Annotated in this window: 26 protein-coding genes; 14 read left to right on the top strand and 12 right to left on the bottom strand. The window is 73.7% G+C overall.

Features of this window, described 5'->3' with window-relative positions:
* Positions 1 to 61: 61 nt before the first annotated feature.
* The gene (locus tag AB0302_RS05285) at positions 62 to 625 is read left to right on the top strand and encodes a hypothetical protein (protein WP_298714108.1); all 564 of its coding nucleotides are present in this window, start codon (positions 62 to 64) and stop codon (positions 623 to 625) included.
* Between the two features lie 30 nt (positions 626 to 655).
* On the opposite strand, the gene AB0302_RS05280 is transcribed toward AB0302_RS05285, so the two are convergent.
* On the bottom strand, positions 656 to 1,186 hold the full coding sequence (locus tag AB0302_RS05280; protein ID WP_366370753.1) for a WhiB family transcriptional regulator: 531 nt from the start codon (positions 1,184 to 1,186) through the stop codon (positions 656 to 658).
* Positions 1,187 to 1,310: 124 nt separating this feature from the next.
* On the opposite strand from AB0302_RS05280, the gene AB0302_RS05275 reads away from it, so the two are divergent.
* Complete coding sequence (locus AB0302_RS05275) at positions 1,311 to 2,012, top strand: TIGR03089 family protein (protein ID WP_366370752.1); 702 nt, start codon at positions 1,311 to 1,313, stop codon at positions 2,010 to 2,012.
* Here the strand turns inward: AB0302_RS05275 and AB0302_RS05270 are convergent.
* Complete coding sequence (locus AB0302_RS05270; protein WP_319075090.1) at positions 1,996 to 2,562, bottom strand: GtrA family protein; 567 nt, start codon at positions 2,560 to 2,562, stop codon at positions 1,996 to 1,998. The genes AB0302_RS05275 and AB0302_RS05270 overlap by 17 nt on opposite strands.
* Before the next feature lie 183 nt (positions 2,563 to 2,745).
* Here AB0302_RS05270 and AB0302_RS05265 point away from each other — a divergent pair, with 183 nt between their 5' ends.
* The 4 genes from AB0302_RS05265 (at position 2,746) to manA (ending at position 7,491) form a co-directional block, all read left to right on the top strand.
* Positions 2,746 to 3,990, top strand: a complete 1,245-nt coding sequence (locus AB0302_RS05265; protein ID WP_366370751.1) for a 5-(carboxyamino)imidazole ribonucleotide synthase — start codon at positions 2,746 to 2,748, stop codon at positions 3,988 to 3,990.
* Between the two features lie 74 nt (positions 3,991 to 4,064).
* Positions 4,065 to 4,556, top strand: a complete 492-nt coding sequence (gene purE, locus AB0302_RS05260) for a 5-(carboxyamino)imidazole ribonucleotide mutase (protein WP_248115509.1) — start codon at positions 4,065 to 4,067, stop codon at positions 4,554 to 4,556.
* Positions 4,556 to 6,208 (top strand): LCP family protein, encoded by a 1,653-nt coding sequence (locus tag AB0302_RS05255; protein ID WP_366370750.1) that lies wholly within the window; start codon positions 4,556 to 4,558, stop codon positions 6,206 to 6,208. The genes purE and AB0302_RS05255 overlap by 1 nt, the downstream gene beginning before the upstream one ends.
* A gap of 38 nt (positions 6,209 to 6,246) precedes the next feature.
* Complete coding sequence (gene manA, locus AB0302_RS05250; protein ID WP_366370749.1) at positions 6,247 to 7,491, top strand: mannose-6-phosphate isomerase, class I; 1,245 nt, start codon at positions 6,247 to 6,249, stop codon at positions 7,489 to 7,491.
* A 42-nt stretch (positions 7,492 to 7,533) separates the two neighbouring features.
* Here manA and glpX read toward each other — a convergent pair whose 3' ends face one another.
* A complete protein-coding gene (glpX, locus tag AB0302_RS05245) occupies positions 7,534 to 8,547 on the bottom strand; it encodes a class II fructose-bisphosphatase (protein WP_248115437.1) in 1,014 nt (337 codons plus the stop codon).
* 93 nt (positions 8,548 to 8,640) lie between these two features.
* On the opposite strand from glpX, the gene AB0302_RS05240 reads away from it, so the two are divergent.
* The 3 genes from AB0302_RS05240 to AB0302_RS05230 all read left to right on the top strand — a co-directional run bounded on the left by AB0302_RS05240 (position 8,641) and on the right by AB0302_RS05230 (position 11,446).
* Entirely contained in the window at positions 8,641 to 9,243 is a 603-nt protein-coding gene (locus tag AB0302_RS05240) for a DUF4245 domain-containing protein (RefSeq protein WP_366370748.1), read from the top strand.
* Positions 9,244 to 9,278: 35 nt separating this feature from the next.
* Positions 9,279 to 9,902, top strand: coding sequence for a carbonic anhydrase (locus AB0302_RS05235; RefSeq protein ID WP_248115508.1), 624 nt, complete (start codon positions 9,279 to 9,281; stop codon positions 9,900 to 9,902).
* 122 nt (positions 9,903 to 10,024) lie between these two features.
* Entirely contained in the window at positions 10,025 to 11,446 is a 1,422-nt protein-coding gene (locus AB0302_RS05230) for a class II fumarate hydratase (protein ID WP_248115435.1), read from the top strand.
* 208 nt (positions 11,447 to 11,654) lie between these two features.
* Here the strand turns inward: AB0302_RS05230 and AB0302_RS05225 are convergent, their stop codons facing one another.
* Together AB0302_RS05225 and AB0302_RS05220 are read right to left on the bottom strand one after the other, a co-directional pair.
* Positions 11,655 to 12,215: a prepilin peptidase gene (locus AB0302_RS05225; RefSeq protein WP_366370747.1), complete on the bottom strand. Its 561-nt coding sequence runs from the start codon at positions 12,213 to 12,215 to the stop codon at positions 11,655 to 11,657.
* Between the two features lie 299 nt (positions 12,216 to 12,514).
* On the bottom strand, positions 12,515 to 13,930 hold the full coding sequence (locus tag AB0302_RS05220; protein ID WP_319075101.1) for a PhoH family protein: 1,416 nt from the start codon (positions 13,928 to 13,930) through the stop codon (positions 12,515 to 12,517).
* Positions 13,931 to 14,109: 179 nt separating this feature from the next.
* On the opposite strand from AB0302_RS05220, the gene AB0302_RS05215 reads away from it, so the two are divergent.
* Positions 14,110 to 14,811 (top strand): rhomboid family intramembrane serine protease, encoded by a 702-nt coding sequence (locus AB0302_RS05215; protein ID WP_366370746.1) that lies wholly within the window; start codon positions 14,110 to 14,112, stop codon positions 14,809 to 14,811.
* 154 nt (positions 14,812 to 14,965) lie between these two features.
* On the opposite strand, the gene AB0302_RS05210 is transcribed toward AB0302_RS05215, so the two are convergent.
* Positions 14,966 to 15,739 (bottom strand): isoprenyl transferase, encoded by a 774-nt coding sequence (locus tag AB0302_RS05210; RefSeq protein WP_319075102.1) that lies wholly within the window; start codon positions 15,737 to 15,739, stop codon positions 14,966 to 14,968.
* A gap of 125 nt (positions 15,740 to 15,864) precedes the next feature.
* Between AB0302_RS05210 and AB0302_RS05205 the strand changes: the two genes are divergently transcribed.
* Positions 15,865 to 16,584: a hemolysin III family protein gene (locus AB0302_RS05205; protein WP_248115430.1), complete on the top strand. Its 720-nt coding sequence runs from the start codon at positions 15,865 to 15,867 to the stop codon at positions 16,582 to 16,584.
* 42 nt (positions 16,585 to 16,626) lie between these two features.
* Here AB0302_RS05205 and AB0302_RS05200 read toward each other — a convergent pair whose 3' ends face one another.
* Both AB0302_RS05200 and mca read right to left on the bottom strand, forming a co-directional pair.
* On the bottom strand, positions 16,627 to 17,034 hold the full coding sequence (locus tag AB0302_RS05200; RefSeq protein ID WP_366370745.1) for a hypothetical protein: 408 nt from the start codon (positions 17,032 to 17,034) through the stop codon (positions 16,627 to 16,629).
* Positions 17,035 to 17,061: 27 nt separating this feature from the next.
* Complete coding sequence (mca, locus tag AB0302_RS05195; protein ID WP_319075199.1) at positions 17,062 to 17,982, bottom strand: mycothiol conjugate amidase Mca; 921 nt, start codon at positions 17,980 to 17,982, stop codon at positions 17,062 to 17,064.
* Between the two features lie 159 nt (positions 17,983 to 18,141).
* Here mca and AB0302_RS05190 point away from each other — a divergent pair, with 159 nt between their 5' ends.
* From AB0302_RS05190 to AB0302_RS05180, 3 genes are all read left to right on the top strand, one after another.
* Positions 18,142 to 18,591: a DUF4307 domain-containing protein gene (locus tag AB0302_RS05190; RefSeq protein WP_319075106.1), complete on the top strand. Its 450-nt coding sequence runs from the start codon at positions 18,142 to 18,144 to the stop codon at positions 18,589 to 18,591.
* A 278-nt stretch (positions 18,592 to 18,869) separates the two neighbouring features.
* Positions 18,870 to 19,364, top strand: a complete 495-nt coding sequence (greA, locus tag AB0302_RS05185) for a transcription elongation factor GreA (RefSeq protein WP_248115427.1) — start codon at positions 18,870 to 18,872, stop codon at positions 19,362 to 19,364.
* A gap of 95 nt (positions 19,365 to 19,459) precedes the next feature.
* The gene (locus AB0302_RS05180; RefSeq protein WP_366370744.1) at positions 19,460 to 20,104 is read left to right on the top strand and encodes a GPP34 family phosphoprotein; all 645 of its coding nucleotides are present in this window, start codon (positions 19,460 to 19,462) and stop codon (positions 20,102 to 20,104) included.
* Between the two features lie 18 nt (positions 20,105 to 20,122).
* On the opposite strand, the gene ilvA is transcribed toward AB0302_RS05180, so the two are convergent.
* From ilvA to AB0302_RS05160, 4 genes are all read right to left on the bottom strand, one after another.
* A complete protein-coding gene (gene ilvA, locus AB0302_RS05175; protein WP_319075200.1) occupies positions 20,123 to 21,400 on the bottom strand; it encodes a threonine ammonia-lyase in 1,278 nt (425 codons plus the stop codon).
* A 62-nt stretch (positions 21,401 to 21,462) separates the two neighbouring features.
* Complete coding sequence (locus tag AB0302_RS05170; RefSeq protein ID WP_366370743.1) at positions 21,463 to 22,674, bottom strand: AI-2E family transporter; 1,212 nt, start codon at positions 22,672 to 22,674, stop codon at positions 21,463 to 21,465.
* Positions 22,671 to 23,636, bottom strand: coding sequence for an aldose 1-epimerase family protein (locus tag AB0302_RS05165; protein ID WP_319075112.1), 966 nt, complete (start codon positions 23,634 to 23,636; stop codon positions 22,671 to 22,673). Before AB0302_RS05165 ends, AB0302_RS05170 begins: the two co-directional genes overlap by 4 nt.
* A gap of 135 nt (positions 23,637 to 23,771) precedes the next feature.
* Positions 23,772 to 24,653, bottom strand: a complete 882-nt coding sequence (locus AB0302_RS05160; RefSeq protein ID WP_366370742.1) for a Bax inhibitor-1/YccA family protein — start codon at positions 24,651 to 24,653, stop codon at positions 23,772 to 23,774.
* Positions 24,654 to 24,830: the final 177 nt, after the last annotated feature.

The following is a 24,830-nucleotide window of genomic DNA, read 5'->3' as shown; positions in this document are numbered from 1 at the left end:
CCCAGCCTACTCGGCCCCGGGCGCCGGGCCCGCCCCGGGCCTCGTGTCCTACAGTGTCCGCATGACCGCGCCGGACCCCCTCGACCCCCTCGCGCCCGTGCCGGGCGGCGGAACGGGTGACGCGCCGCGCGACGGGACGGGCGCGGGCAGCGGAGCGGACGACGGCTCCCCGGGGGCCGGCAGGCGACGACGGCGCCGTCGCTCCGGCCTGCGCGACCGCCACGCCCGCGGACTCCGACACCCGCGCCCCTTCGGCGCCCGCTCGGAGCGCGGCCGCAGCGAGGCGCTGCTGACGGCCGTCGAGAAGGCGGTGGAGCGCCTGGGCGACCTCGAGGCGCCGGGCCTGGCCCGCGTGACCGTGCGCGTCGAGCGCATCCCGGACCGCCTGGAGGAACGGCTGCGGCTGCTCCACGCGGGCGCGGAGCAGGACGAGGAGTCGCTGTTCGCGCGGGCGGAGCGCGAGGGCCCGGACGGCGTGCTGCTCACCCTGTTCGAGCGTCCCCTCATGGAGTCGGCGGACCCGGGGGACCTGGACGGCGCGGTCTACGGCGTGGCGCTGAGCCGGTGTGCGCAGGCCCTCGGCGTGGACCCTCAGGTGCTGGACCCGAGCTGGGGCCGGGCCTAGCCCGCAGTGCGGGCCGGGTGGCCCTGGGACTCAGCCGCGCTCACGGCGCAGGCGGCGGCGCTCCCGCTCGGAGAGCCCACCCCAGATCCCGAAGCGCTCGTCGTTCGCCATGGCGTAGTCCAGGCACTGGCGGCGCACGTCGCACGCGGCGCACACCTTCTTGGCCTCGCGCGTGGAGCCGCCCTTCTCCGGGAAGAACGCCTCGGGGTCCGTCTGCGCGCACAGCGCGTCCACCTGCCACGCGAGGTCGCCCTCCACGGGCTCCGTCACGACGCCGGGCAGCGCCTCCCACGGGGATCCGACGGCCGGGGCCACAGCGGGCGCGGGCCACTGCGGCACCTGCTGCGGGAAGAGGGCGGTGACGGTGGCACGCGGGGCGTCGTCGACGTCGTGGGCGGCGAGGAAGGCCGAGGCCTGCGCCTCCAGGCCCTCCTCCTGCGCCCAGCCGGCGGCCGGATCCGCGGGGTCCAGGAACCAGTCGCTCGGCACGGCGCGGGCGCGAGCGGCGGCCTGACGCGACTCCCCCGCGAATGCGTCCTCGGCGCGCTGCGTGCTCTCCATGATGACGGCCTCCCGGGGCGTTGCGTGCGTGGTTCAGAGCACACCCTACACGGGGAGTTACACGGGTGTGATTCGCAGCCGCCGAGGCCGATCCGCCCCGCGGGAAGGGTGCCACACTGGCCCCATGGTCTCCCTCTCCACGCCCCGTTCCGGCGGCCCGCTCGTGGCCCGCCTCGCCTCCTCCCCGCGCCCCGCGATCGTGCAGGAGCCCTCCCCGGCCGGCGCCCCCGCGGCGGACGAGCACGGCGCCGTGGACCAGCGCATCGAGCTCTCCGGCGCGGTCACGGTGAACTGGGCGGCGAAGGCGGCCGGCCTGCTGGCGGACGAGGGCATCGCCCCCGGTGACGCCGTGCACGTGGACCTGCCCGAGCACTGGCTCTCCCACGCCCTCGCGCTCGGCGCGCTGTGTGCGGGCGCCGAGCTCTCGGCGGGGGCTCCCGACGACGGCGGCGCCGGCCCGGGTCCCTCCCCCGCGCCCGCCGCGGTGCTCACCGACCGGCCGCAGGACTGGACGGACCCGGCGACGGCGGTGCTCGCCGTCGCGCTGCCGCGCGGGCTCGAGCCCGAGTTCGGCGGGGACGCGGACCTGGAGCCCGGCGTCGTGGACGTGGCGGCGGAGATCCGCGCGCAGCCGGACGCGCTCCCCGGCCCCGTGGACCACGTGACGCCGGGGATGCTGCCGGCGGGGGCCGACGGCGTCGGGGAGAAGGTCGAGGAGAAGGGGGATGCCACGACGGGGGCGGGGCGGGCGCGCCTCAGCCTCGCCGCCGTGCGTCACGCCCTGGAGGCGTGGGACGCGGGTCGGGCGGTCAGCGTTCGGGGGTGACGGCGTCGTCCTGGGGCATGGGCTCGCCCGGGTGCCGGTCGTGGTGGTGGAGCACGGGCAGCTGGCCCGTGAGGAGGGCGATGTCCCCCTCGTAGCCCGGCTCGGCGTCCAGCTCGTCCTTGAACACCCAGAAGCGGTAGGCGAAGTACCGGAACGTCGTGCCGAAGAAGAGGCCGATCACGTTGCCGGCGATGAACAGGCCCGTGGGGTCGGTGACGCCCATGAGGTACTGCGCGATGAACACGCAGCCGGCCTGGATGCCCAGGCCGATCGCGTTCATCACGAGGAACATGACGAGCTCGCGGACCACGTTGGCCTGGCGCTTGTGGCGGAAGGTCCAGTAGCGGTTGGCCACCCAGCTGAAGAGGGTGGCCACCACGCCGGCCCAGATCTTCGCCTTGACGTTGGAGCCCTCCATGGGGCCGGTCATGAGCCACCAGAACACGGCGGAGTCGATCACGAAGGCCAGCGCGCCCACGGTGCCGAACTTGGCGACTTCGCGCCAGAGCATCGAGACGAGCCCCGTGAAGCGCTGCCAGAGATCGTTCATGGGCGGGGGCACCTCGTTCGGATGGGGGAAGGGACGAGAGGGGGGAGCGCAGAGCGGACCCCCCGGACGGCTGGGAACACTGTAGCCCCGGGTGTGGGCGACGACGCGCGGCGGGCGGGGCGCGTGGGCGGGTTCACAGAGATCAGTGACGGACTTCCCAGACCGCCGGACTACCCTGGCGAGGTGACTTTCCCTCGACTCGGAGTGATCGGCGGCGGCCAGTTGGCGCGCATGATGGCGGCCCCGGCCGCGGAGCTGGGCGTGCCCTTCCGCGTCCTCGCGGAGGCGGAGGACTCCTCTGCGGCCCAGGTGGCCCCGCATGAGGTGGGCGACCACACGGACCTGGCCACGCTGCGCGCGTTCGCCTCCACCGTGGACGTCCTCACCTTCGACCACGAGCACGTGCCCACCGAGCACCTGCGCGCGCTGGAGTCCCTCGACGTCGCCGTGCACCCCGGCCCGGACGCGCTCCAGTACGCGCAGGACAAGCTGCTGATGCGCGAGGCGGTCGAGCGGCTGGGCCTGCCCAACCCCGCGTGGGCCGCGGCGGACACGCTCGAGGACGTGGTGGCGTTCGGCGACGAGCACGGCTGGCCCATGATCCTGAAGACCCCCCGCGGCGGCTACGACGGCAAGGGCGTCCTCACGCTGGACGACGCCGACGACGCCCGCGCGTCCGCGGCGGACGGCACGCTGGGCACGTGGCTCGCGGCCGACATCACGCCCCTGCTGGCCGAGGCCCTCGTGCCCTTCGCCCGCGAGCTCTCCGTCCAGGTGGCGCGCACGCCCTCCGGCGAGGTCGCCGCCTACCCCGTGGTGGAGTCCGTGCAGACCGCCGGCGTGTGCGACCTGGTGATCGCCCCCGCGCCGGACCTCGACCCCGCCGTGGCCGCGGCCGCGAGCGCCGCCGCCGCGCGGATCGCCGAGGAGCTCGGCGTGACCGGCATGCTGGCCGTCGAGCTGTTCGAGACCCCCGGCGTGGGCCCGGGCTTCCAGGTGAACGAGCTCGCGATGCGCCCCCACAACTCGGGGCACTGGTCCATGGACGGCGCCGTCACCGGGCAGTTCGAGCAGCACGTGCGCGCCGTGCTCGGCCTGCCGCTGGGCGAGACCGCCCCGCGCGGCACCGTGGTGATGAAGAACATCCTGGGCGGCGCGCGCGAGGACCTCTACGCCGGCTTTGCCGAGGCCATGGCGGCCCACCCCGCGGCCAAGGTCCACACCTACGGCAAGGACGTCTCGCCGGGCCGCAAGGTGGGCCACGTGAACGTGGTCGCCGCGCCCGGTGAGGCCCTCGCCGACGTCGTCGCCGAGGCTGAGTCCGCCGCGGCGATCCTGCGCGACGGCGCGGAGGCGGCGCCGTCGTCGTCCACCCGCCCGACCACCCCCGACGCCACCGCGTCCGACACCCTGGAGGCCCGCCCGTGAGCGCACCCGAGACCCAGGCCGACGCGCCCCTGACCCAGCCGCTGCAGGACGAGGCGCCCGTCGTCGCCGTCGTGATGGGCTCGGACTCCGACTGGCCCGTGATGAGCGCGGCCGCCGAGGCCCTGCGCGAGCTGGGCGTGCCCGTCGAGGTGGGCGTGGTCTCCGCGCACCGCATGCCCCACGAGATGGTCGAGTTCGGGGCGCGCGCCCACGAGCGCGGCATCCGCGTGATCGTGGCCGGCGCCGGCGGCGCCGCGCACCTGCCCGGCATGCTGGCCGCCGTCACCCCGCTGCCCGTGATCGGCGTGCCCGTGAAGCTCAAGAGCCTGGACGGGATGGACTCGCTGCTCTCGATCGTGCAGATGCCCTCCGGCGTGCCCGTGGCCACCGTCTCCGTGGACGGCGCCGCGAACGCCGGCCTGCTGGCCGCCCGCATCCTCGCCGCAGGCGAGGGCGCGGAGGCCGCCCGCCTGCGGGACGCCCTGGTGGCGCACGCCGCCGGCCTCAACGCCCAGGCCCAGGCCAAGGGCTCCCGCCTGCGAGACCGGATGGCCGCCGAGCGCTGATGGGCAGCATCGCCGCCGCCGACCGCCTGGATCCCGTGCGGGACCCCGTCCGCGACCCCCGCGCCGCCACGCCCACCGAGCGCACCCGCCGCGGGGCCATCCTGCTGGCGCTCACCGCCCTCGTGCCCGGCGGCGCGCAGGTGGTGGCGGGCAGCCGCCGGCTCGGCCGCCTCGCGCTGCGCGTGACCATGGCCGTGTGGGCGGTGCTGATCGTGGGGCTCTTGCTGTGGCTGACGGCCCGCGGCGTCCTGCTGAACCTCCTGGCCCAGGACAGCGTGCTGCTGGCGCTCTCCGCACTGCTGGCCGCGCTGGCCGTGGGCTGGGGCGTGCTGTGGGTGGACACCTTCCGCCTGATCCGCGTGAACCTCCTCGCCCCCGGGGCGCGCAACCTCACCGCCGCGTCCACGATCCTCGCCCTGCTCCTCACCACCGGCGGGCTGCTCTACGGCGGCTGGGCCATGAACGCGGGCCGGAGCACGCTCGGCCAGGTGTTCGGGGACGGGCCGGCGGTGGCCCAGGCCGACGGCCGCTACAACATCCTCGTGATGGGCGGCGACGCCGGCGAGGGACGCACCGGGCTGCGGCCCGACTCCATGCACGTGGCCTCCGTGGACGCGCGCACCGGCCGGATGGTGATGCTCTCCCTGCCCCGGAACCTGCAGAACGCGCCCTTCACGCAGGACTCGCCGCTGTGGCAGGCGTACCCGGACGGCTTCTCCTGCGGCGACGACTGCATCCTCAACGCCCTCTACATGGACGTCACCAAGAAGCACGCCGACCTCTACCCGGGGGCCGCCGACCCCGGAGCGGAGGCCATGATGGACGCCGCCGGCGGCATCCTCGGGCTGGAGATCACCGGGTACGCGCTCATGGACATGGGCGGCTTCGCCCAGCTGATCGACGCCATGGGCGGCGTGGACGTGGTCTCCGGCGGGTACGTCACCCACCGCGGACAGCGCCCGGACGGCGAGTGGGGCAACGTGTGGTGGGCCCCGGGTGAGCATCACTTCAACGGCGAAGACGCCCTCGCCTTCGCGCGCTCGCGGCACTGGTCCTCGGACTACGCCCGCATCCGCCGCCAGCAGTGCATGCAGGCCGCCATGCTGCAGCAGTTCACCCCGGCCACCGTGCTCACCCGCTTCGAGGAGATCCTGAAGGCGGGCCAGCAGGTGGTCACCACCAACCTGCCGCAGAGCCAGCTCGGCACGTTCGTGGACCTGGCCGAGCGCTCCCGCGGCCAGGAGATGGAGCGCCTGACCATCGGCCCCCCGGACTTCGGCACCGCCGAGGACCACTTCACCACCTACCCCGACTACGACGAGGTCCACCGCCGCGTGGGCGAGGCGCTCGCCGGGACGGGCTCCTCCTCGGACGCGTCGTCGGAGAACGCGTCGTCGTCGGGCAGGACGGGCGAGGCGGGCAGGACGGGCGAGGCGGGCGTGAGCCCGCTGCCGCTGCTCGCCGTGCTGTCCCAGGCCGCCGCGGAGGAGGACGGCGTGGACAAGGACGACCCGAGGACCTGGCCCGCGGCCCCCACCCGGCCCGACGGCCAGCCCTACACCGCCGAGGACCTCATGCGGGCCGAGGACGCCGGGCAGGAGGACGTGCTGAACCTGGTGTCCTCGACCAACGGACTGTGCGCGCCGGCCTGAGCCGCCTGCCCCGAGGCCCCTCGCCTAAGCTGGAGGGCATGCATGTCCTCGAGCCGATCATCCGTGACTACGCGTGGGGCTCCACCACCCTGCTGGCCGGTCTGCAGGGCCGCGAGCCCACCGGTGAGCCGGAGGCGGAGCTGTGGCTCGGCGCCCACCCCGGCGCCCCGTGCGGCGTTCCGATGGGAGACGGGCGGCGCGTGGGCCTCGACGAGCTCGTGGCCGCGGACCCCGAGGCCATGCTGGGAGCCGCGGCCCCCGGCGGGCGGCTGCCGTACCTCGTGAAGCTGCTCGCGGCGGGGCAGCCGCTCTCCATCCAGGCCCACCCCACGCTCGAGCAGGCCCGCGCCGGGTTCGCCGCCGAGGAGGCCGCGGACGTGCCGCGCGACGCGCCGCACCGCAACTACAAGGACGACAACCACAAGCCCGAGATGCTCGTGGCCCTCACGGAGTTCTCCGCCCTGTGCGGCTTCCGCCCCACCGAGGAGTCCTCCCTGAGCTTCGAGCGGCTCGCCCAGACCCTCACCGAGTACGCGGACGGGCAGACGTCCGTGGCCGCCGTCGGCGCCGCCCGCATGAGCCAGGCGCTCGCCACGGGCGATCTGGAGGGGACGTTCTGCGCGCTGCTCGACGGCGAGTCCGCGTGGTCCGCCCCCGGCGCCGTGGCCCAGGCCGTGGAGGCGCTGCAGGGCGCGGAGCAGCTGATCCTGCAGGATCCGGCGCTGGCCACGGCCGTGGAGCTGGCCCGGCACCACCCCGACGACCCGGGCGTGCTCGTGGCCGTGCTGCTCAACCGCGTGGACCTGGCCCCCGGCCAGGCGGTGCACCTGCCGGCCGGCAACGTGCACGCCTACCTGCACGGGCTGGGCGTGGAGGTCATGGCGGCGTCGGACAACGTGCTGCGCGGGGGGCTGACCGTCAAGCACGTGGACATCCCGGAGCTGCGGCGCGTGGTGGCGTTCGAGGCGCTGCCCGTGCCCTACACCGAGCCCGAGCGCGTGGCGGACTCCGTGGTGGCGTACCGGCCGCCGTTCGAGGAGTTCGAGCTGCTGCAGGCCACCCTCGACGACGACGGCGACCGCGCGCTGACGCTCTCCGGCCCGGGCCTCGCGGTGGTCACCCGGGGGCGGGCCCGGCTCGCCCTCGCCGGGCAGGAGGTCGTGCTCGGTCCGGGCGGGGCCGTGTTCCTGCCGGCCGCGGAGACGGCGGTCGGCCCGCTCGTCGTCGCGAGCGCGGACGGCGCCCCGGCGACCGTCCACGCGGCGGGCCTGCCCCGCCACTGAGCACTTTCGCTAGCGAAAAGACAGGGGGTGGGGGTCAGCGGCTCAACGCTCCTCGAGCCACTTGGCCCACTTCTTGACGTCGTGCTCGGCGTCCACGGTGCGGACGGTGCCGGACTTCGAGCGCATCACGATCGACTGGGTCTGCACGCGGCCGTTCACGAAGCGCACGCCGCGCAGCAGGTCGCCGTCGGTGATGCCGGTGGCGGCGAAGTAGCAGTGGTCCGAGGTGACGAGCTCGTCCGTGGTGAGCACGGCGTCCAGGTCCAGGCCGGCGTCGAGGGCCTTCTGGCGCTCGGCCTCGTCCACGGGGGCCAGGCGGCCCTGGATCACGCCGCCGGTGGCCTTGATGGCGCACGCGGTGACGATGCCCTCCGGGGTGCCGCCGATGCCCATCATCATGTCCACGCCGGTGTCCGGGCGGGCCGCGGCGATCGCGCCGGCCACGTCGCCGTCGAGGATGAACTTCACGCGGGCGCCGGCCGCGCGGATCTCCTTCACGAGGCCCTCGTGGCGCGGGCGGTCCAGCACGCACACGGTCACCTGGGAGACGGGCTTGCCGAGGGCCTTGGCCACGAGGTTCACGTTCTGCTTCACGGGCAGGCGCATGTCCACGAAGTCGGCGGCCTCGGGGCCCACCACGAGCTTGTCCATGTAGAACACGGCGGAGGGGTCGAACATGGTGCCGCGCTCGGCCACGGCGAACACGGAGAGGGCGTTGTTGTAGCCCATCGCGGTGAGGCGGGTGCCGTCGATCGGGTCCACGGCCACGTCCACGGGGGCGCCGGCGCCGTCGCCGACCCTCTCCCCGTTGAACAGCATCGGGGCCTCGTCCTTCTCGCCCTCGCCGATCACCACGGTGCCGTCCATCGCCACGGTGTCCATGAAGGAGCGCATGGCGTCGACGGCGGCACCGTCGGCCTTGTTCTTGTCGCCGTAGCCCACCCACGGGCTCGCGGCGATGGCGGCCGCCTCCGTCACGCGCACCAGCTCCATCGCCAGGTTGCGGTCCGGGACATGGTTCTCGTAGCCGGTCTTCTCCGAGGACGCGTTCGTCATCGTGTCTCCGATCCTTCTCGCGGTGCGCCGTCGCTGCGGACTGGCGTGTGGGCGGCTCTGCCCTCCCCGTCATCCTACGGCGGGAGTGGCAGAATGCCTCGGGTGAGCTCCCCCGCACCCGAGACCGCACCGGCCGCGCCGGCGCCCCGCCCCGTCCTGACCGCCAAGCAGGCGCAGCGGGCCAACCAGCCGTGGATCGGCATGCTGCTCTCGGTGCTCGCCACCCTCGCCCTCGTGCTCGTGGTGGTCGCGCTCAACCCGAACCCCGCGCCGCGCGCTCCCGGGGACCGGGTGGACGTGGCGGAGGCCGCCGCCACGGTCCCTCACGACGACGACGCGCTCCCGGCCCTGGCCCCCGAAGTCCCGGAGCCCTGGTACGCCAACTACGCCCGACTGCAGCCGATGGACGGGCTGCAGACGTGGGACGTCGGCTGGGTGGTGACGGACACCGTGTTCGCCGGGCTGCGGCAGACCGCGGACGCCGACCCCACCTGGCTCGCGCTCCGCGTGGGCACCGCCCCGGCCGAGGAGTCCGTGGACGTGGACGGGATCACGTGGCAGCACATGGAGCCCAAGGAGTCCGCCGAGCAGCACTTCGTGGCCGAGGTGGACGGCAGCACCGTGGTGCTGACCACCACCGGCGGACGCGAGGTCCTGGAAGACCTGGCCCGCGCCGTCGCAAAGGAGATCCGATGACCACCCCCCAGAAGCCCACCGCCGCCGCGGCCCCGATGGCCCGGCGCCCGCACACCCCGGCCGAGGCCTGGCGCCTCCTGCAGGAGGGCAACCGCCGGTTCGTGGAGGGCGACCCCGGCCATCCCAACCAGGACGCCGAGCGCCGCTCCCACCTGACCGCCGGGCAGGAGCCCATCGCGGCGATCTTCGGCTGCTCCGACTCCCGCCTCGCCGCGGAGATCATCTTCGACGTGGGCCTCGGCGACGTGTTCGTCATCCGCACGGCGGGCCAGGTCATCGACGACGCCGTGCTCGGCACGCTCGAGTACGCCGTGGACGTCCTGGACATCCCGCTCGTGGTGGTGCTCGGCCACGACTCGTGCGGCGCGGTGACCGCCGCCGTCGAGGCCTACGAGACCGGGACGATGCCGGCCGGCTTCATCCGCTCGCTCGTGGAGCGCATCACCCCGTCCGTGTTCGCCGCGCAGCGCGCCGGCGTGACGGACGTGGACGGCACGGTCGCGGAGCACGTGGACCAGACCTGCGACCGCCTCGTGGAGAGCTCGCGCTCCCTGTACCGCGCCGTCCGGGACGGGCGCGCCGCCGTCGTCGGCCTGACCTACTCGCTGGCCGAGGGCACCGCGCAGCCCGGCCGCGTGCTCGGCGACCTCGAGGTCTGAGCCCCGGCACTTCCGTTCGGGAGATCGTCGTCTCCCCGTCGCCGTCGTGACGGCGAGACGACGGTTTCCCGAGCGAAAGCGAAAGACGGTGCGCGGTGGGGCCCGAGAACTAGGATGGCGGCATGACCGCACAGAACAGTGAGCCGCAGTTCCGCATCGAGCACGACACCATGGGCGAGGTGAAGGTCCCGGTCGACGCGCTCTACAGCGCCCAGACGCAGCGCGCCGTGGAGAACTTCCCGATCTCCGGCAAGACCCTCGAGCCCGCCCACATCCACGCGCTGGCCCAGATCAAGAAGGCCGCCGCGAAGGCGAACGCCGAGCTCGGGATCATCTCCCAGGAGCGCGCGGACGCGATCGTGGCCGCCGCGGACGAGGTGATCGCCGGCGAGCACGACGACCAGTACCCGATCGACGTGTTCCAGACCGGCTCCGGCACCTCCTCGAACATGAACACCAACGAGGTGCTCGCGAACCTCGCCACGCAGTCGCTCCAGGCGGCCGGCTCCGAGGAGACCGTCCACCCGAACGACCACGTGAACGCCTCGCAGTCCTCCAACGACGTGTTCCCCACCTCCGTGCACGTGGCCGTGACCGGCGCGCTGATCAACGACCTGAAGCCGGCCCTGGACCACCTGGCCGCCTCACTGGAGAAGAAGGCCGAGGCGTTCTCCGGCATCGTGAAGTCCGGCCGCACCCACCTCATGGACGCGACCCCGGTGACCCTGGGCCAGGAGTTCGGCGGCTACGCCGCCCAGGTGCGCTACGGCATCGAGCGCATCGACGCCTCCCTGCCCCGCGTGGCCGAGGTGCCCCTCGGCGGCACCGCCGTCGGCACCGGCATCAACACCCCGAAGGGCTTCTCCGCCCGCGTGATCGAGCTGCTCGCCGAGGAGACCGGCCTGCCGATCACCGAGGCCCGCGACCACTTCGAGGCGCAGGCCAACCGCGACGGCCTGATCGAGGCCTCCGGCCAGCTGCGCAACATCGCCTACTCGATCATGAAGATCAACAACGACCTGCGCTGGATGGGCTCCGGCCCCAACACCGGCCTCGGCGAGATCGCGATCCCGGACCTGCAGCCGGGCTCCTCGATCATGCCGGGCAAGGTCAACCCCGTGATCTGCGAGGCCGCCATCATGGTGTGCGCCCAGGTGATCGGCAACGACACCACGATCGCCCTCTCCTCCACCAACGGCGCGTTCGAGCTGAACGTGGGCATCCCCGTGATGGCCGCCAACCTGCTCGAGTCCATCCGCCTGCTGGCCAACACCGCCCGCGTGATGGCGGACAAGATGATCGACGGCCTCGAGGCCAACGAGGAGCGCTGCACCTTCCTGGCCGGCGCCTCCCCGTCCATCGTCACCCCGCTGAACAAGGTGATCGGCTACGAGGCCGCCGCCGCGATCGCCAAGCACTCGGTGAAGAACAAGATGACCGTGCGCGAGGCCGTGGTGGACCTCGGCTACGTGGAGCGCGGAGAGGTCACCGAGGAGCAGCTCGACAAGGCCCTGGACACCATGTCCATGACGCACCCGGAGTGATCCTCCCGGGCGGCTGAGCGCCGCTGCCCTGACCCACGACGACGAAGGCCATCTCCCAGCGGGAAGTGGCCTTCGCTGTGCGTCGGGGTGTCGGCGACTCTGGAATCTGTGGTGGCCGCGCCGAAGAGTCTCTCAAGGACCCACCGTGACCGACCACGACGACCCGGGCGCCAGTCTGAGCCGCGCCCCCTGGACGTCGTCAGGACTCTCAGCGGACCATCACCAGCACCCCGACGGCCGCCACCACCATCGCCGGCCCGAACGCCAGCGCAGTGGACCGGCTCGCCCGCCGCAGCGCCACCAGCACGAGCGCTGTGAGCCCGCCCAGCAGGATCGCCCCGACGCCGGCCGCCACCACGGCAGCCGGCCCGCCGGCCACGCCCGTGTAGAGGCCCAGGCCCGCGGCGAGCTTCACGTCGCCCATGCCGAGGCCGCCTCCGCTGAGCAGATGCAGCACGAACATCGCCACGGCGTAGCCGAGCCCGCCGAGCACGCCGCCCGCCACGAGGTCCCACCGTCCCGCGAGCGCCGCTCCCCCGGCCATCCCCACGAGCCCGCCCAGCGCGAGCCGCAGGGTCCAGCGATTCGGCAGCCGGTGCTCCCGCAGGTCCGTCCGCACGAGCACCGCGCAGCACAGCGCGAACCACGCGACGGCCAGCACCCACACCGCCGCCGTCGTGATGTGCCCGGCAGCCACCGCCCACGCCCACCAGCCCATGCGGACCACCCCCTCCCCGGCCCAGCGTAGGGCCGTCTCCCTGGCGCGCACCCGCTCATCCACAGGCCGCGGATCCCGATGCGCCGCACTTCTCCCGGCCCACCGTCAGCTCTCTCACATACGGAACACAACGTTGCGTCCGCCGCAAGAGTGGGGCTACAGTTCAGTGATGGTCAGGCCCCAGGGTCGGATCATTCCTGAGACTCCATGGCCCCGATCCCGTTTTTGAGGGGCCATGGTGGCGGGCTTCCTCGGTCCCCAATCCCCCCTCCGCGGGGCCGAGCACCCCCGCCGTTGGGGCCGCTGCCTTGTGCAGCGGCCCCTCTGTCATCTCCGGCGCGGCCTCCCGCTCAGCGCTCCTCCTCGAGCAGCTCGGTCACCAGCGCCGCGATCGGCGAGCGCTCGGACCGGGTGAGGGTGACGTGCCCGAACAGCGGGTGCCCCTTCAGGGTCTCCACCACGGCCGCGATCCCATCGTGCCGGCCCACGCGCAGGTTGTCCCGCTGGCCGACGTCGTGGGTGAGCACCACCTTGGAGTTCCTGCCCATGCGGCTCAGCACGGTCAGCAGCACGTTGCGCTCCAATGACTGCGCCTCGTCCACGATCACCCACGCGTCGTGCAGGGAACGGCCGCGGATGTGGGTGAGCGGCAGGATCTCGAGCATCCCGCGGTCCGTCACCTCATCGATCACGGACGGGGAGACGAGCGCGGAGAGGGTGTCGAACACCGCCTGCGCCCACGGGCCCATCTTCTCGCCCTCTCCGCCGGGCAGGTAGCCGAGCTCCTGGCCGCCCACGGCGTACAGCGGCCGGAACACCACGACCTTGCGGTGCTCCCGGCGCTCCATGACGGCCTCCAGGCCTGCGCACAGCGCGAGGGCCGACTTGCCCGTGCCCGCGCGGCCACCCAGCGAGACGATACCGACGCTGGAGTCCATCAGCAGGTCGATGGCCAGGCGCTGCTCCGCCGAGCGGCCGTGCAGTCCGAACACGTCCTTGTCCCCGCGCACCAGGCGCGCCCGGCCGCCGTCGACCACGCGGGCGAGTGCGGAGCCGCGCGTCGAGGAGAGCACCAGCCCCGTGTTCACCGGGAGGCTCTCGGCGCCCGGCTGCTCCTGCCCCGGGCGCTCCTCCACACCCGTGCCGCGCAGGTCCGCGAGCGGCACGCCCTCGAGGGAGACCACGCCCTCCTCGTACAGCGTGTCGAGCCGCTCCTCGTCCAGCGGCAGGGCCACGGTGCCGCGCCAGCCCGAGTCCCGCACGAGCTCATGGCGGTACTCGTCCGCGGACAGGCCCATGGCCGCAGCCTTCACGCGCATCGGCAGGTCCTTGGACACCACGGTCACCTCCCGCCCCTCGTCCGCGAAGGCCTTCGCGACGGCGAGGATGCGCGAGTCGTTGTCCGTCCCGCGGATGCCGAACGGCAGGACGTCCGTGGAGACGTGGTTCAGCTCAACCCGCAGGGTCCCGCCCTCGGGCGTGAGCGGGACGTCGCGGTCCAGGGCGCCGTGGCGCGTGCGCAGGTCGTCGAGGATGCGCAGCGCAGTGCGCGCGAAGTAGCCCAGGTCCGGATCGGCGCGCTTGGCCTCGAGCTCGGAGATCACCACGAGCGGCAGGATCACCTCGTGCTCGGCGAAGCGCAGCAGCGCCCGCGGATCCGAGAGGAGCACCGAGGTGTCCACCACATAGGAGCGCTCCCCCACGCTCGCCCTGTCCCCCCGCGGGCTCCGGGTGCCCGTCTCCGCGGTCTGCGCCTGCTGCTCCATGCTGCGTGCCTCCTGTGCCGGGGTGAAGGGCGGGCGGCGCCCGCCTGCGGCTCACGCTAGGTCCGCGCGGGGAACGCGGGCGACGCCGAGGGTGAACCCTGGATGAAGAATCCGGGCACCGGCCAGGTCGGCTTCCTAGACTGGGGCCCAGCCCGCCCCGTCCTCCGTCAGGAGCCCCCATGCGCAGCACCCCCGGCCCCCTCGCATCCCCCGAGTCCTCCCGCGGCGCCGGCCTCGCCTCCCGCGCCGACCGCGCCAGTGCCGGCCTGCTGCGCGCCGCCGCCCCCACCGCCGTGCTGATCGTCCTCATGTGGATCGCCCAGCTCGTGCTGATCGTGGGCGGCCGCCTGATCATCCCCGGCGCCGGGCTGATCCCGCGCCACCTGGCGGGCCTGGACGGCGTGCTCTTCTCCCCGATCCTCCATGCCGGCTGGGGCCACCTGATCGGCAACACCACGGCGCTGATCGTCCTCGGCCCGGTGGCCGCGCTCGTCTCCCGCCGCCCGGTCGCGCTCCTGGCCGCCTCGTGGCTCGGCTCGGGCCTGCTCACCTGGCTCATCGGCACGCCGGGGGTGCACATCGGCGCCTCGGGCATCGTCTACGCGCTCATCGCGTTCCTGCTCGTCTACGGCATCGTGGCCCGGCGCGCCCTGGCCGTCGTGGTCTCCGTGGTCGTGGCGGTCACCCACCTGGGCTCCTCGCTCCTCGGCCTGCTGCCCCAGCCGGGCCTGTCCTGGACGGGGCACCTGGCCGGCGCCGTCGTCGGGGTGCTGCTGGCGCTGTGGTGGGGCCGCCGGGACCGCGCCGCCCGCGCCCTGGAGCGGCGTGCCTCCCGCGACGACGCCGCCCTCGCCTCCGCCGCGGAGCAGCGCTGGTTCTGAGGCAGCACCCCCGCCCGCTGGGCGCAGTACTGCCAAGTAGGCCGCCGCTTACTTGGCAGTACTGCGCCCAGCACAGCGGTGCGGTGACCGGCACAGCGGTACTGTGCCCAGCACAGCGGTGCGGAGCCCAGCACCGTGGCCAGTGCGCCGCGCCTCAGGCGCCGAAGCGACGCTGCCGCGAGCCGTAGTCGCGCAGGGCGCGCAGGAAGTCCACGCGGCGGAACGCGGGCCACATGGCCTCGCAGAAGTAGAACTCCGAATACGCGGACTGCCACGTGAGGAAGCCGGAGAGCCGCTGCTCCCCGGACGTGCGGATCACCAGGTCCGGGTCCGGCTGGCCGCGGGTGTAGAGGCGCGAGGAGATCTTGTCCACCGTCAGCTCGGCGGCCACGTCCGCGGCAGAGCGGCCCTCGGCGTCGGCCTCGCGCAGCAGCTCGCGCACCGCGTCCACGATCTCGAGCCGGCCCCCGTAGCCCACCGCCACGTTCACGTGCACCCCGTCGTGCCCCTGCGTGCGCTCCGCGAGGGCGCGCAGCCGCCGGGCCATGCCGGGCGGGAGCAGGTCTACGGCGCCCACGGGCTGCACGCGCACGGGCCGCCGGCCCTCGGTCGGCTCGGCGAGGCGCTCGGCGGTGGCCATGATGATCTCCAGCAGGGGCGCGAGCTCCTCCTCGGGGCGGCTGAGGTTCTCGGTGGAGAGCATGTACAGGGTCACCACGGGCACCCCGACGTCGTCGCACCACCCGATGAAGTCCAGGATCCGTTCCGCACCGGCCTGATGCCCCTCCTGCGTGGTGGCGCCGAACGCGCGGGCCCAGCGGCGGTTGCCGTCCACGAGCACGCCCACGTGGTGCGGGAGGCGCTCCGCGTCCAGGCCGCGGGCCAGTCGCCGCTCGTACAGGCGGTAGAAGACGTCGGGCTGGCGCACGGCGCACCTCGCTTTCACGGCCGGCCGAGGGGCCGGGCGGCAGGTTCCGGAGGTCTCAGGATACGTGCGTCCGCCTCGGAGGTCCCTGGAGGCGGCACCACCGGCAGAGGAGGAAGATGGAGGGCATGGACGACGCGACGCCCCGCACGGACGCCACCACCCGGCCCCGACCCCCGCGCTGGCGGATCGAACGGGTCCGCGACCCCGAGCACCCCCTGTACAAGCCGCGGCTGCGCGGCTGGGTGCACGCGGTGATGGCCCCGCTCGTGCTCGTGGCGGGCATCGTGCTGATCGCCCTGGCGCCGCCGCACCTGCGCGCCGCGTGCGTGGTCTACGTGATCACCGGGCTGCTGCTGTTCGGCGTCTCGGCCACCTACCACCTCATCCAGTGGAACGAGACGGTCTCCCGCGTGCTCAAGCGGCTGGACCACACGAACATCATGCTCGTGATCTCCGGGACGTACACGCCGCTCGCGCTGGCGATGCTGCCGCCGGACACGGCCCGGCTGCTGCTCACGCTCGTGTGGGTGGGCGCGGTGGCCGGCGTCGCGTTCCGCGTCGTGTGGACGGACGCGCCGCGCTGGCTGTACACGCCCGTGTACGTGCTCCTGGGCCTGGCGGCGCTGCTGTTCATCGGCGACTTCTTCGCCGCGAGCGTGCCCGCCGCCGTCCTCGTGTGCGCCGGCGGCGCGGCGTACATCGTGGGGGCCGTGTTCTACGCCCTGAAGGCGCCCACGATCCACCGTGAGTGGTTCGGCTTCCACGAGCTCTTCCACGTGTTCACGGTGGGCGGGTTCGTGTGCCACTTCGTGGCCATCATGATGGTGGTCCTGGCCGCGCGCTGAGCGGCGACGGCGGCTCCCTCGTCCTGGGGGACGACGCGCGGGTCAGGGGCGTCCGGTGTCCGGCGCCTTCGGCTCCGGGGTGGGCTCGGCGAGGTAGCCGGGGTACTTGGCGCGGAGGCGCTCGAGGCGGTCCTCGGCGTCGGCGTCCAGGTGCTCGCCGCCCTCCCGGACCTCCTCCGGGAGGTGCCGCTGGTGCCGGTCCACGAGCATGGCCTCGGCCTGCGGGGAGCGCTGCTGCACGCGGCGCACGGAGCGGACCATGAGCCGCAGCACGATGACGGCCATGGCCACCATGAGGGCGGTGAACAGGAACCCCTCGATACCCGGGGTCACGTCCGCCTCCTCGAGGCCGGGACGCAGGGTGGGCTCGGGCGCGGCCGGCAGGGGCGCCGTGCTCGCGGCCACCGCGGCGGCGGAGAGGACGAGGGACAGGCCAGACAGGGTGATCACGACCGACCACTCTACCGGCCGGCCGGCTCAGCGCAGCCCGGCGAAGACGTCGTCCTCCGGCAGCTGCGTGGGCACGCGGGAGTCCACGAGGCAGTAGTCCTCCCACGGCCACGCGGCCCGCAGCATCTCGTTCGGGGCGGCGAAGAACGGGCCGTCCGGGTCCACCTGGGTGCGGTGCGCGCGCAGGGCGGCGTCCCGGTGCTCGAGGTAGTCGGCCACGGGGACCTGCGTGGTCACGGGGTGGTCCGGCATCACCCACGCGGGCACGTGCTCCGGGTCCGGGACGTCCTCCCCGGCCTCCCGACGGCGCAGCACCTCCCGCATGGCCTCCATCTGTGCGTAGAAGGACATCCGCTGGCCGAAGGGGGACTCGTCCCCGGCCGCCACGAACGCCTCGTGGAGCGTGCGGTACTTCTCCGGGTTGAACGCGCGGTCGTAGTACAGCTTCGAGACCTCCCACGCGGGGCCGGTCTCGGGGTACGCCGCCGGATCGCCGGCGGCGCGGTAGGCCTCGACCGTCACGTGGTGCGCCTGGATGTGGTCCGGGTGCGGGTAGCCGCCCTCCTCGTCGTACGCGATCAGCACGTGCGGCCGGAAGCTCCGCACGAGGGACACCAGCGGGGCGGCGGCGATGCGCAGCGGCGTCACGGCGAAGCAGTTCGACGGCAGGGCCGGCAGCGGGTCGCCCTCGGGCAGGCCGGAGTCGAGGAAGCCCAGCCACTCGTGCCGGATGCCGAGCGCGGCCACGGCCTCGGCCATCTCGTCCCGGCGCACCGCGGCGATGTCCCGGTCCGTGCGCACGGCGTCCTCGTACTGCGGGTTCAGCAGGTCGCCGGCCTCGCCGCCCGTGCAGGTCACCACCATCACCTCGGCGCCGGCCTCCACGTAGGCGGCCATCATGGCCGCGCCCTTCGAGGACTCGTCGTCCGGGTGGGCGTGCACGGCCATGAGGCGCAGACCCTGCGAGGCCGGCACCCGCGCGGCCGGATCGGTGGTGGCGGAGGGCTGCGCGTTCACGGTCGGTGGCTCGCTTTCGACGGGGCAGAGGGGGTGCAGGGGAGCGGCTCAGCGGCGCCGCACGGACCGTGCAGGATAGGCTGGGCGGCGATGTCCTCCGCCACCCCGCACGCCGCTCACGCGCAGGAGCCCACCCTAGCCAACCGCTACGGGACGGACCAGTCGCGCCCGGGCCGCCGCCGCGCCTGGATCGCCCTGGGTGTCGTCGCGTTCCTCTCCGCCGTGGCCCTGGCGATCGTGATCGGCCTGAACGTCTCGGTGGGGCGGATCGAGTCCAAGGAGATCGGCTACGAGATCGTGGACGACTCCCTCGCGCGCGTCACGTTCCAGGTGAGCGTCCCGGAGGACGTCACCGCCGAGTGCGACATCGTGGTGATGGACGCCCAGGCCGCCCCGGTGGGCTTCCGCACCGTGCGGCCCGCATCGCTCCCCGCCGACGAGCGGACGAGGCCCTCCGACTCCACCTGGTCCTACACCGTGGACGTCCGCACGGTCGGCCGGGGCGTGACCGGGGTCGTGGACACGTGCCGCGCCGTCTGACGCGCCCCTGACCAGTCCCTGACGCGCCCCCGGCCAGCCGTCGGACGATCACCGTCCTCCCACCGCGCACCCGTGGACCTTGGTGTGACGCCCGCCGCTGACGTAGACTGGCCCGAGTTTCCCGCCCCGCCGGTCAGGCAGGCGCCTGCGGATCCCTCCCGGATCCCGCGGTCACCTGGACGGCGGGGTTCTTCGCATGTGGGCGCAGGCCGGCCCCGGACCCCCGTCCGCGCCGACCGCGCCCACCCATCCCCATGACGACGAGAAAGGCGGCCAGCATGACGACGAACCAGTCCGACGCCCCGTGGCTGACCCAGGAGGCGTTCGATCGCCTGTCCAAGGAGCTCGAGCACATCTCCGGCCCCGGGCGCCAGGAGATCATCGAGCGCATCGAGGCGGCCCGCGACGAAGGCGACCTCAAGGAGAACGGCGGCTACCACGCCGCCCGCGAGGAGCAGTCCAAGAACGAGGGCCGCATCGCCGAGCTCAAGCACCTCCTCGAGACCGCCCGCGTGGGCGAGGCGGCCGAGAACGACGGCGCCGTGCACCCGGGCACCGTGGTGACCGCCGTCGTCGCCGGCGACGAGATGACGTTCCTCTTCGGCAACCGCGAGATCGCGGCCGACGACGAGTCCCTCGAGGTCTACTCCGAGCGCTCCCCGCTCGGCGAGGCCATCAACGGCGCCACGAAGGGTCACAAGGTCACCTACACCGCGCCGAACGGCAAGGAGATCAAGGTCGAGGTCAAGGACGTCCAGCCGTACAAGGGCTGACCCCTCCCCCGGGCACGCGCGACGGCGGCCGGAGCACCCGAGAGCGGGCGCACCGGCCGCCGTCGTGCGTCCCCCGGCGTTGCTACGCTGTGGCCATGCTCACCGCAGAGAAGACCCACCTGCTCCTCACCCGCGCCGAGGGCCGCTCCGAATCCCCTGCCCACCACGGGATCGCCCTGTCCGCCGCCGCGCTCGCGGACCTGCGCGAGGCCGGCATGGTGCGGGTGGAGGACGCCCCCGTGGCGTCCGCCCGGCTGTGGGTGGTGGCCGGCGGCACGGCGGGCGACCCCGTGCTGGACGGGCTGCTCCCGGGCGTGGACGCGCTCTCCGGCAAGAAGGTGTCCGCGGTGGTCGCCAAGGGCAGGCCGGCGGCGCTCAAGCCCGTGGCGGCGCACCTCGTGGAGACCGGGGAGCTCGAGGAGCACAAGGCCTTCCTCACCACCCGCCGCGTCCCGGTGACCACCTCCGTCAAGGACGGCCTCACGTCCCACCTCACCGCCGTCGTGCTGGACGAGGCCGATCCCACCGCCGAGGACGTCCTGCTCCTCGGAATCCTCCAGCACCTCAACCTCGCCCGCCGCCTGCTGCCCGGCGCGCACGAGCGCTACGACCGCCGCGAGTTCACCCGCCGCATCGAGGCCCTCACCCGCTCCGACCTGCTGGTGCAGGCCGTGCGGGCGGCGGTGGCCGGGCGCGGCGGCGCGATCGCGGCCACCGCGGCCGGGGTCACGTCCGACTGACGCGCCGGGCGGCGCCTCTCAGAGGTGCTGCCGAGGGCTGTAGCCGGCGGACCGCAGCGCCTCGAGCACCGCGAGGGAGTGCTCGTGGCCGCGCGTCTCCATGTCGATCGTGATGTGCACCCCGCCCAGGGAGAGCTGCGGGCCCACGCGCGTGTGGTCCACGCGCACCACGTTGGCCTCCTCCTCCGCGATGATCCGGGAGATCGTCGCGAGCTCGCCCGGCCGGTCCCGCAGCGGGATCCGCACGGTCATGTAGCGGCCCGCGGCCGAGAGGCCGGACTGGATGGACTTCAGCAGCAGCATGGGGTCGATGTTCCCGCCGGAGAGCACCACCGCGGTGGTGCCGAGCTCGAAGCCCAGGTCCGCGACGCGCCCGGAGAGCAGCGCCGCCACCCCCACCGCGCCCGCCGGCTCCACCACGAGCTTGGAGCGCTCCAGCAGGTGCACGAGGGCCGCGGCGATCTCGTCGTCGGTCACGGTGACGACCGCGTCCACGAGCGCGGAGACGATCGCGAACGGCACGGCGCCGGGCCGGCCCACCGCGATCCCGTCCGCGATGGTGGAGGTGTGCTCGAGGGCCTGCGCGCGGCCCTCGGCGAGCGAGGGCGGATAGGCCGCCGCGCCCGCCGCCTGCACCCCCACCACGCGGACCTCGCGCCCGGAGAGGCGGGCCCTCTCCTTCACCGCGACGGCGACGCCGGAGATCAGCCCGCCGCCGCCGATGCCCACGATGACGGTGTCCACCTCGGGCAGGGCATCCAGGATCTCGAGGCCCACGGTCCCCTGGCCGGCCACCACGTCGGCGCTGTCGAACGGGTGGATGAACACCGCGCCCGTCTCGTCGGCGTGCCGCTGGGCCTCCGCGAGCGCCTCGTCCACGGTGGACCCGTGCAGCACGACCTCGGCGCCGTGCTCCCGCGTGGCCTGCAGCTTCGGCAGGGCGACGCCGCGGGGCATCACGATCCGCGCACGGATGCCGAGCCGCGCCGCCGCCGAGGCCACGCCCTGCGCGTGGTTGCCGGCGGAGGCGGCCACCACGCCGCGCGCCCGCTCCTCGGGGGAGAGCGCGGCCATGCGCACGTATGCACCGCGCACCTTGAACGATCCTGCGCGCTGCAGGTTCTCGCATTTGAGGTGCACCGGGGTGCCCGCCTCCCGGCTGAGCGGACGCGCGTGCTGCAGCGGGGTCACCTCGGCGACGTCGGCGAGCACCTCCCGGGCCCGCTCGACGTCGGCCAGGGTCACGGGCAGGGCACGGCCCGGATCGGCCGCGGGGTCCCGCGGCGCGGGGCGCACCCAGCGCACCCCGACGTCGGATCCGGCCACGTGGCCGACGTCCCCTTCTCCCTGTGCGGCGCTCACGCGCGGTCCGTGTGCGTGGCGGCCTCCTCCTGGGAGGCCAGGGCGGGGTCCTGGTGGTCGTCGGGGACGTGCCTGTGCGATCCCGCGGCGTCCACGGACGCTGCCGGGTCGAGGTGTGCGTCGGAACGGGAGGTGAGGGACTCCGGCTCCTCGACGCTGAGCCCTCGGATGAACGAGTTCACGAACGCGAGCAGCGGCACGGAGAAGACGGCGCCCACGAGGCCCATCACGGTGGAGCCGGTGGCCACGGCGAGGAAGACGGCGAGCGGATGCAGCGCGACCGCCTTGCCCATCACGAGCGGCTGGAGGACGTTCGACTCCAGCTGCTGCACGAGGATGACCACGCCGAGCATGAGCAGCGCGTTGACCGGCCCATTGGCCATGAGGGCCAGGAGCACGGCCAGGCCGCCGCTGACCACGGCGCCGACCATGGGGATGAAGGAGGCCAGGAACACGAGCACCGCGAGCGGAATGGGCAGCGGCACCCCGAGGAGCAGCGCGCCCAGGCCGATGCCCACGGCGTCGATGAAGGCCACCAGGATCTGCACGCGCACGTAGGAGCCGAGGGAGCGCCAGCCGGAGCGGCCCGCGCGGTCGACGGTGTGGCGGTGCGCCTTGGGCACGAAGAGCAGCAGGAAGCGCCAGATGCGGTCGCCGTCGTAGAGGAAGAAGATCAGGGTGAACAGGGCGATGAAGACGCCGGTGCCGATGTTGGCCGCGGTGGTGCCGAAGCTCAGCGCGCTGTCCATGACCGCGCCCGAGTGGTCCCGGATCGTCTGCCACATGCTGTCCAGGCTCTCCGAGCTGATCTGCGTGTTCACGCCCATGGTGCCCAGCCAGGCGACGGCGCCGTCCACGGCCTGGCCGAGCCTCTCGCTCAGGTCGGCGAACCCCTGGACGACCTGCTGGCCCGCCAGCGCGGCGAGCCCGACCACCACGAGGATCAGCAGCAGCACGCACAGGAGCGACGCGAGGACCTTGGTGACCCCGCCCTTGAGCAGTGCCTCGTAGACCGGGGCGAGCAGCGTGGCGAGCAGGGCGGCCACGAGCAGCGGGATGATGATCAGGCTGACGAAGCTCGCCAGGTGCCACACGACGGCGAGGCCCACGATGATCGCAACGATGCGCCACGACCACGCCGCGGCCACCGTCAGCCCGTAGGGCACGTCCTTGTTGATCTTGGTCTGCGCGGAGAGCGTGGAGCTCATGCGTCGGTCTCCTCGGGTGCGATGGACGGGATGAGGCCCCACTGGGCGGACCAGCGGGCGCCGGGGGCGAGGCGGTGCAGGCCCTCACCCGAGTTCAGGGCGTCCGCGGGGGCCGTGAGCGGCTCCACGGCGAGGGCGGTCTCCCGGCCCGGGAGCCGGTCGGTCACGAACACGTGGGTCCAGGCGAAGGCCGGATCGGTCCACAGGGTCACGGACCGGCCGTCCGGGGCGCGGAGGGTCTGGCGGTGGCGTCCGTCGTCGTCGGCCCGCAGCTGCGTGAGGCCGACGTCGAGGCCGGCCGTGCCCACGGCGCGTCCGGCGCGGAAGTCGCGGTCCGTGCCCTCCACGGACAGGGTCTCCACGGGGATCAGGTCCTCCCCCGTGCGGATCCAGGCCGCGGCGGGGACGGTGAGCGTGAGGTCCTGGGTCGGCACGTCCCCGACGCGCAGGTAGGGGTGCGCTCCGAACGCGACGGGCGCGGCGGCGGCCGCGTGGTTCTCCAGCTCCATGGTGACCGTGAGGGCGCCGTCGTCGCCGAGCGCGTACGCGACGCGGTGCGTGAGGCGGAAGGGCCAGCCGTGCTGCGGGTGCACCTCCGCGCGCAGGCGCACCTCGTGCGCGGAGACCTGCTCGGGCACGAACTGCGTGTTCCGCAGCAGCCCGTGGATCGCGTGGCCGCGGGCCGGCTCGGTGATGTCCAGCTGCTGCTCGACCCCGCCCAGGCTCCAGCGGCCGGCGGCCACGCGGTTGGGCCACGGGCTCATCTGGATGCCGTTGCCGGCGGGCGGGATCACGTCCTCGCCGTAGGGCTCCGTGAGGTCCACCCCGTGCACGCGGTACGTGCGCAGCGCGCCGGCCAGGCCGACGACGACGGCCTCGGCGCCCACCCGCTCGAGGCGGTACTGGGTGCCGCCGGCCGCGGCCGCGCCGAAGGCGGCCGGAGGCGTCTCAGAGGGGGTCACACGAGCTCCTGAGCAGTGAGAGGACGGGGGCGATCAGGCCCAATCTACGCGTTCAGCACGCAGGCCACCCCGTCCGGTGAGGGACGGGGCGGCCTGCGGGAGCCGGCGGGGGGCGGGAGGCCGCCCGGCGCCGGGTCAGTCGTTGTTGCGGAAGATCGCCAGGAGGCGAAGGATCTCCACGTACAGCCACACGAGCGTGACCGTCAGGCCGAAGGCCACGGTCCAGGAGTACTTCTGCGGAGCTCCGGCCTTCACGCCCTCCGCACCCATCTCGAAGTCCATGGTGAGGGAGTACGCGGCGAGGAGCACGGCCACGGCGCCGATCAGCAGGCCGAGGGGGCCCTCACGCATGCCGAAGCCCTCGAGCACACCGGTCCAGGTCAGGACCATGTTGATCAGGGAGAAGAGGAGGTAGCCGAGCATGGCGGCCATGACGATCTTGGTCATCTTCGGCGTGGGGCGGAACTTGCCCGAGGTGTAGAGCGCGAGCATCACGGCGAACACGGAGAACGTGCCGAGCACGGCCTGCACCACGATGCCCGGGTAGCTGCTCTCGAACACCCGCGAGATGCCGCCGATGAACAGGCCCTCGGCCAGCGCGTAGAGCATGATCAGGGCCGGCGAGGGGTTCTTCTTGAACGAGTTGACCAGGCCGAGGACGAGGCCCACGATCGCGCCGATCGCCATGAGCGCGGGCAGGGCCCAGCCGACCGCCGCGCCCACGATCACGAGGATCAGCATGAGGCCGGTCTTGCCGATGATGTCGTTGTAGGTCATGCGGCCCGTGTGCTCGGCACCGGCGGCGGGGCCGCGGAACGCGTCCTCCATGCTCTGCTGGTGCGCGTGCTGCTGGGCGGCCTGGCCGGCGCCGAACGCCTGGGCCTGGCCGTAGGGCGACTGCGGCTGGCCGTAGGGGGCCTGGGCGCTCTGCGTGCCGCCCTGGTACCACCCCGGCTGCTGCTGGCCGGCATGCATCTGCTGCTGGAAGTTCTGTGAGTTCATCACCGGGTTGGCCACGGCGTGCTCCTTGGGTCATGGTCGGCCCGGTCACGCGGACGCCGGGGGGACGCCGCGCATGCTCCGGAGGATCCGCTCCAGTCTATCGGGATGCTCCACGGACGTCTCCGGGCGACGGCGATCCCCCGCATGCGCCCGTCGGCTGTTCACGGTGGGCGCAGTTCCTGGGCCTGCGCT

This window comes from Micrococcus sp. NPDC078436 (assembly GCF_040702705.1).
GTDB lineage: Bacteria > Actinomycetota > Actinomycetes > Actinomycetales > Micrococcaceae > Micrococcus.
Note: the sequence above shows the minus strand (reverse complement) of the source record. Positions and strands in the feature narration are given on the sequence as shown.

Coding starts and splice junctions, on each gene's coding strand:
- AB0302_RS05285 (WP_298714108.1), top strand. CDS start 62: ATGACCGCGCCGGACCCCCTCGACCCCCTCGCGCCCGTGCCGGGCGGC.
- AB0302_RS05280 (WP_366370753.1), bottom strand. CDS start 1,186: ATGGAGAGCACGCAGCGCGCCGAGGACGCATTCGCGGGGGAGTCGCGT.
- AB0302_RS05275 (WP_366370752.1), top strand. CDS start 1,311: ATGGTCTCCCTCTCCACGCCCCGTTCCGGCGGCCCGCTCGTGGCCCGC.
- AB0302_RS05270 (WP_319075090.1), bottom strand. CDS start 2,562: ATGAACGATCTCTGGCAGCGCTTCACGGGGCTCGTCTCGATGCTCTGG.
- purE (WP_248115509.1), top strand. CDS start 4,065: ATGGGCTCGGACTCCGACTGGCCCGTGATGAGCGCGGCCGCCGAGGCC.
- AB0302_RS05255 (WP_366370750.1), top strand. CDS start 4,556: ATGGGCAGCATCGCCGCCGCCGACCGCCTGGATCCCGTGCGGGACCCC.
- manA (WP_366370749.1), top strand. CDS start 6,247: ATGCATGTCCTCGAGCCGATCATCCGTGACTACGCGTGGGGCTCCACC.
- glpX (WP_248115437.1), bottom strand. CDS start 8,547: ATGACGAACGCGTCCTCGGAGAAGACCGGCTACGAGAACCATGTCCCG.
- AB0302_RS05240 (WP_366370748.1), top strand. CDS start 8,641: ATGCCTCGGGTGAGCTCCCCCGCACCCGAGACCGCACCGGCCGCGCCG.
- AB0302_RS05235 (WP_248115508.1), top strand. CDS start 9,279: ATGGCCCGGCGCCCGCACACCCCGGCCGAGGCCTGGCGCCTCCTGCAG.
- AB0302_RS05230 (WP_248115435.1), top strand. CDS start 10,025: ATGACCGCACAGAACAGTGAGCCGCAGTTCCGCATCGAGCACGACACC.
- AB0302_RS05220 (WP_319075101.1), bottom strand. CDS start 13,930: ATGGAGCAGCAGGCGCAGACCGCGGAGACGGGCACCCGGAGCCCGCGG.
- AB0302_RS05215 (WP_366370746.1), top strand. CDS start 14,110: ATGCGCAGCACCCCCGGCCCCCTCGCATCCCCCGAGTCCTCCCGCGGC.
- AB0302_RS05205 (WP_248115430.1), top strand. CDS start 15,865: ATGGACGACGCGACGCCCCGCACGGACGCCACCACCCGGCCCCGACCC.
- mca (WP_319075199.1), bottom strand. CDS start 17,982: ATGGCCGTGCACGCCCACCCGGACGACGAGTCCTCGAAGGGCGCGGCC.
- AB0302_RS05190 (WP_319075106.1), top strand. CDS start 18,142: ATGTCCTCCGCCACCCCGCACGCCGCTCACGCGCAGGAGCCCACCCTA.
- greA (WP_248115427.1), top strand. CDS start 18,870: ATGACGACGAACCAGTCCGACGCCCCGTGGCTGACCCAGGAGGCGTTC.
- AB0302_RS05180 (WP_366370744.1), top strand. CDS start 19,460: ATGCTCACCGCAGAGAAGACCCACCTGCTCCTCACCCGCGCCGAGGGC.
- AB0302_RS05170 (WP_366370743.1), bottom strand. CDS start 22,674: ATGAGCTCCACGCTCTCCGCGCAGACCAAGATCAACAAGGACGTGCCC.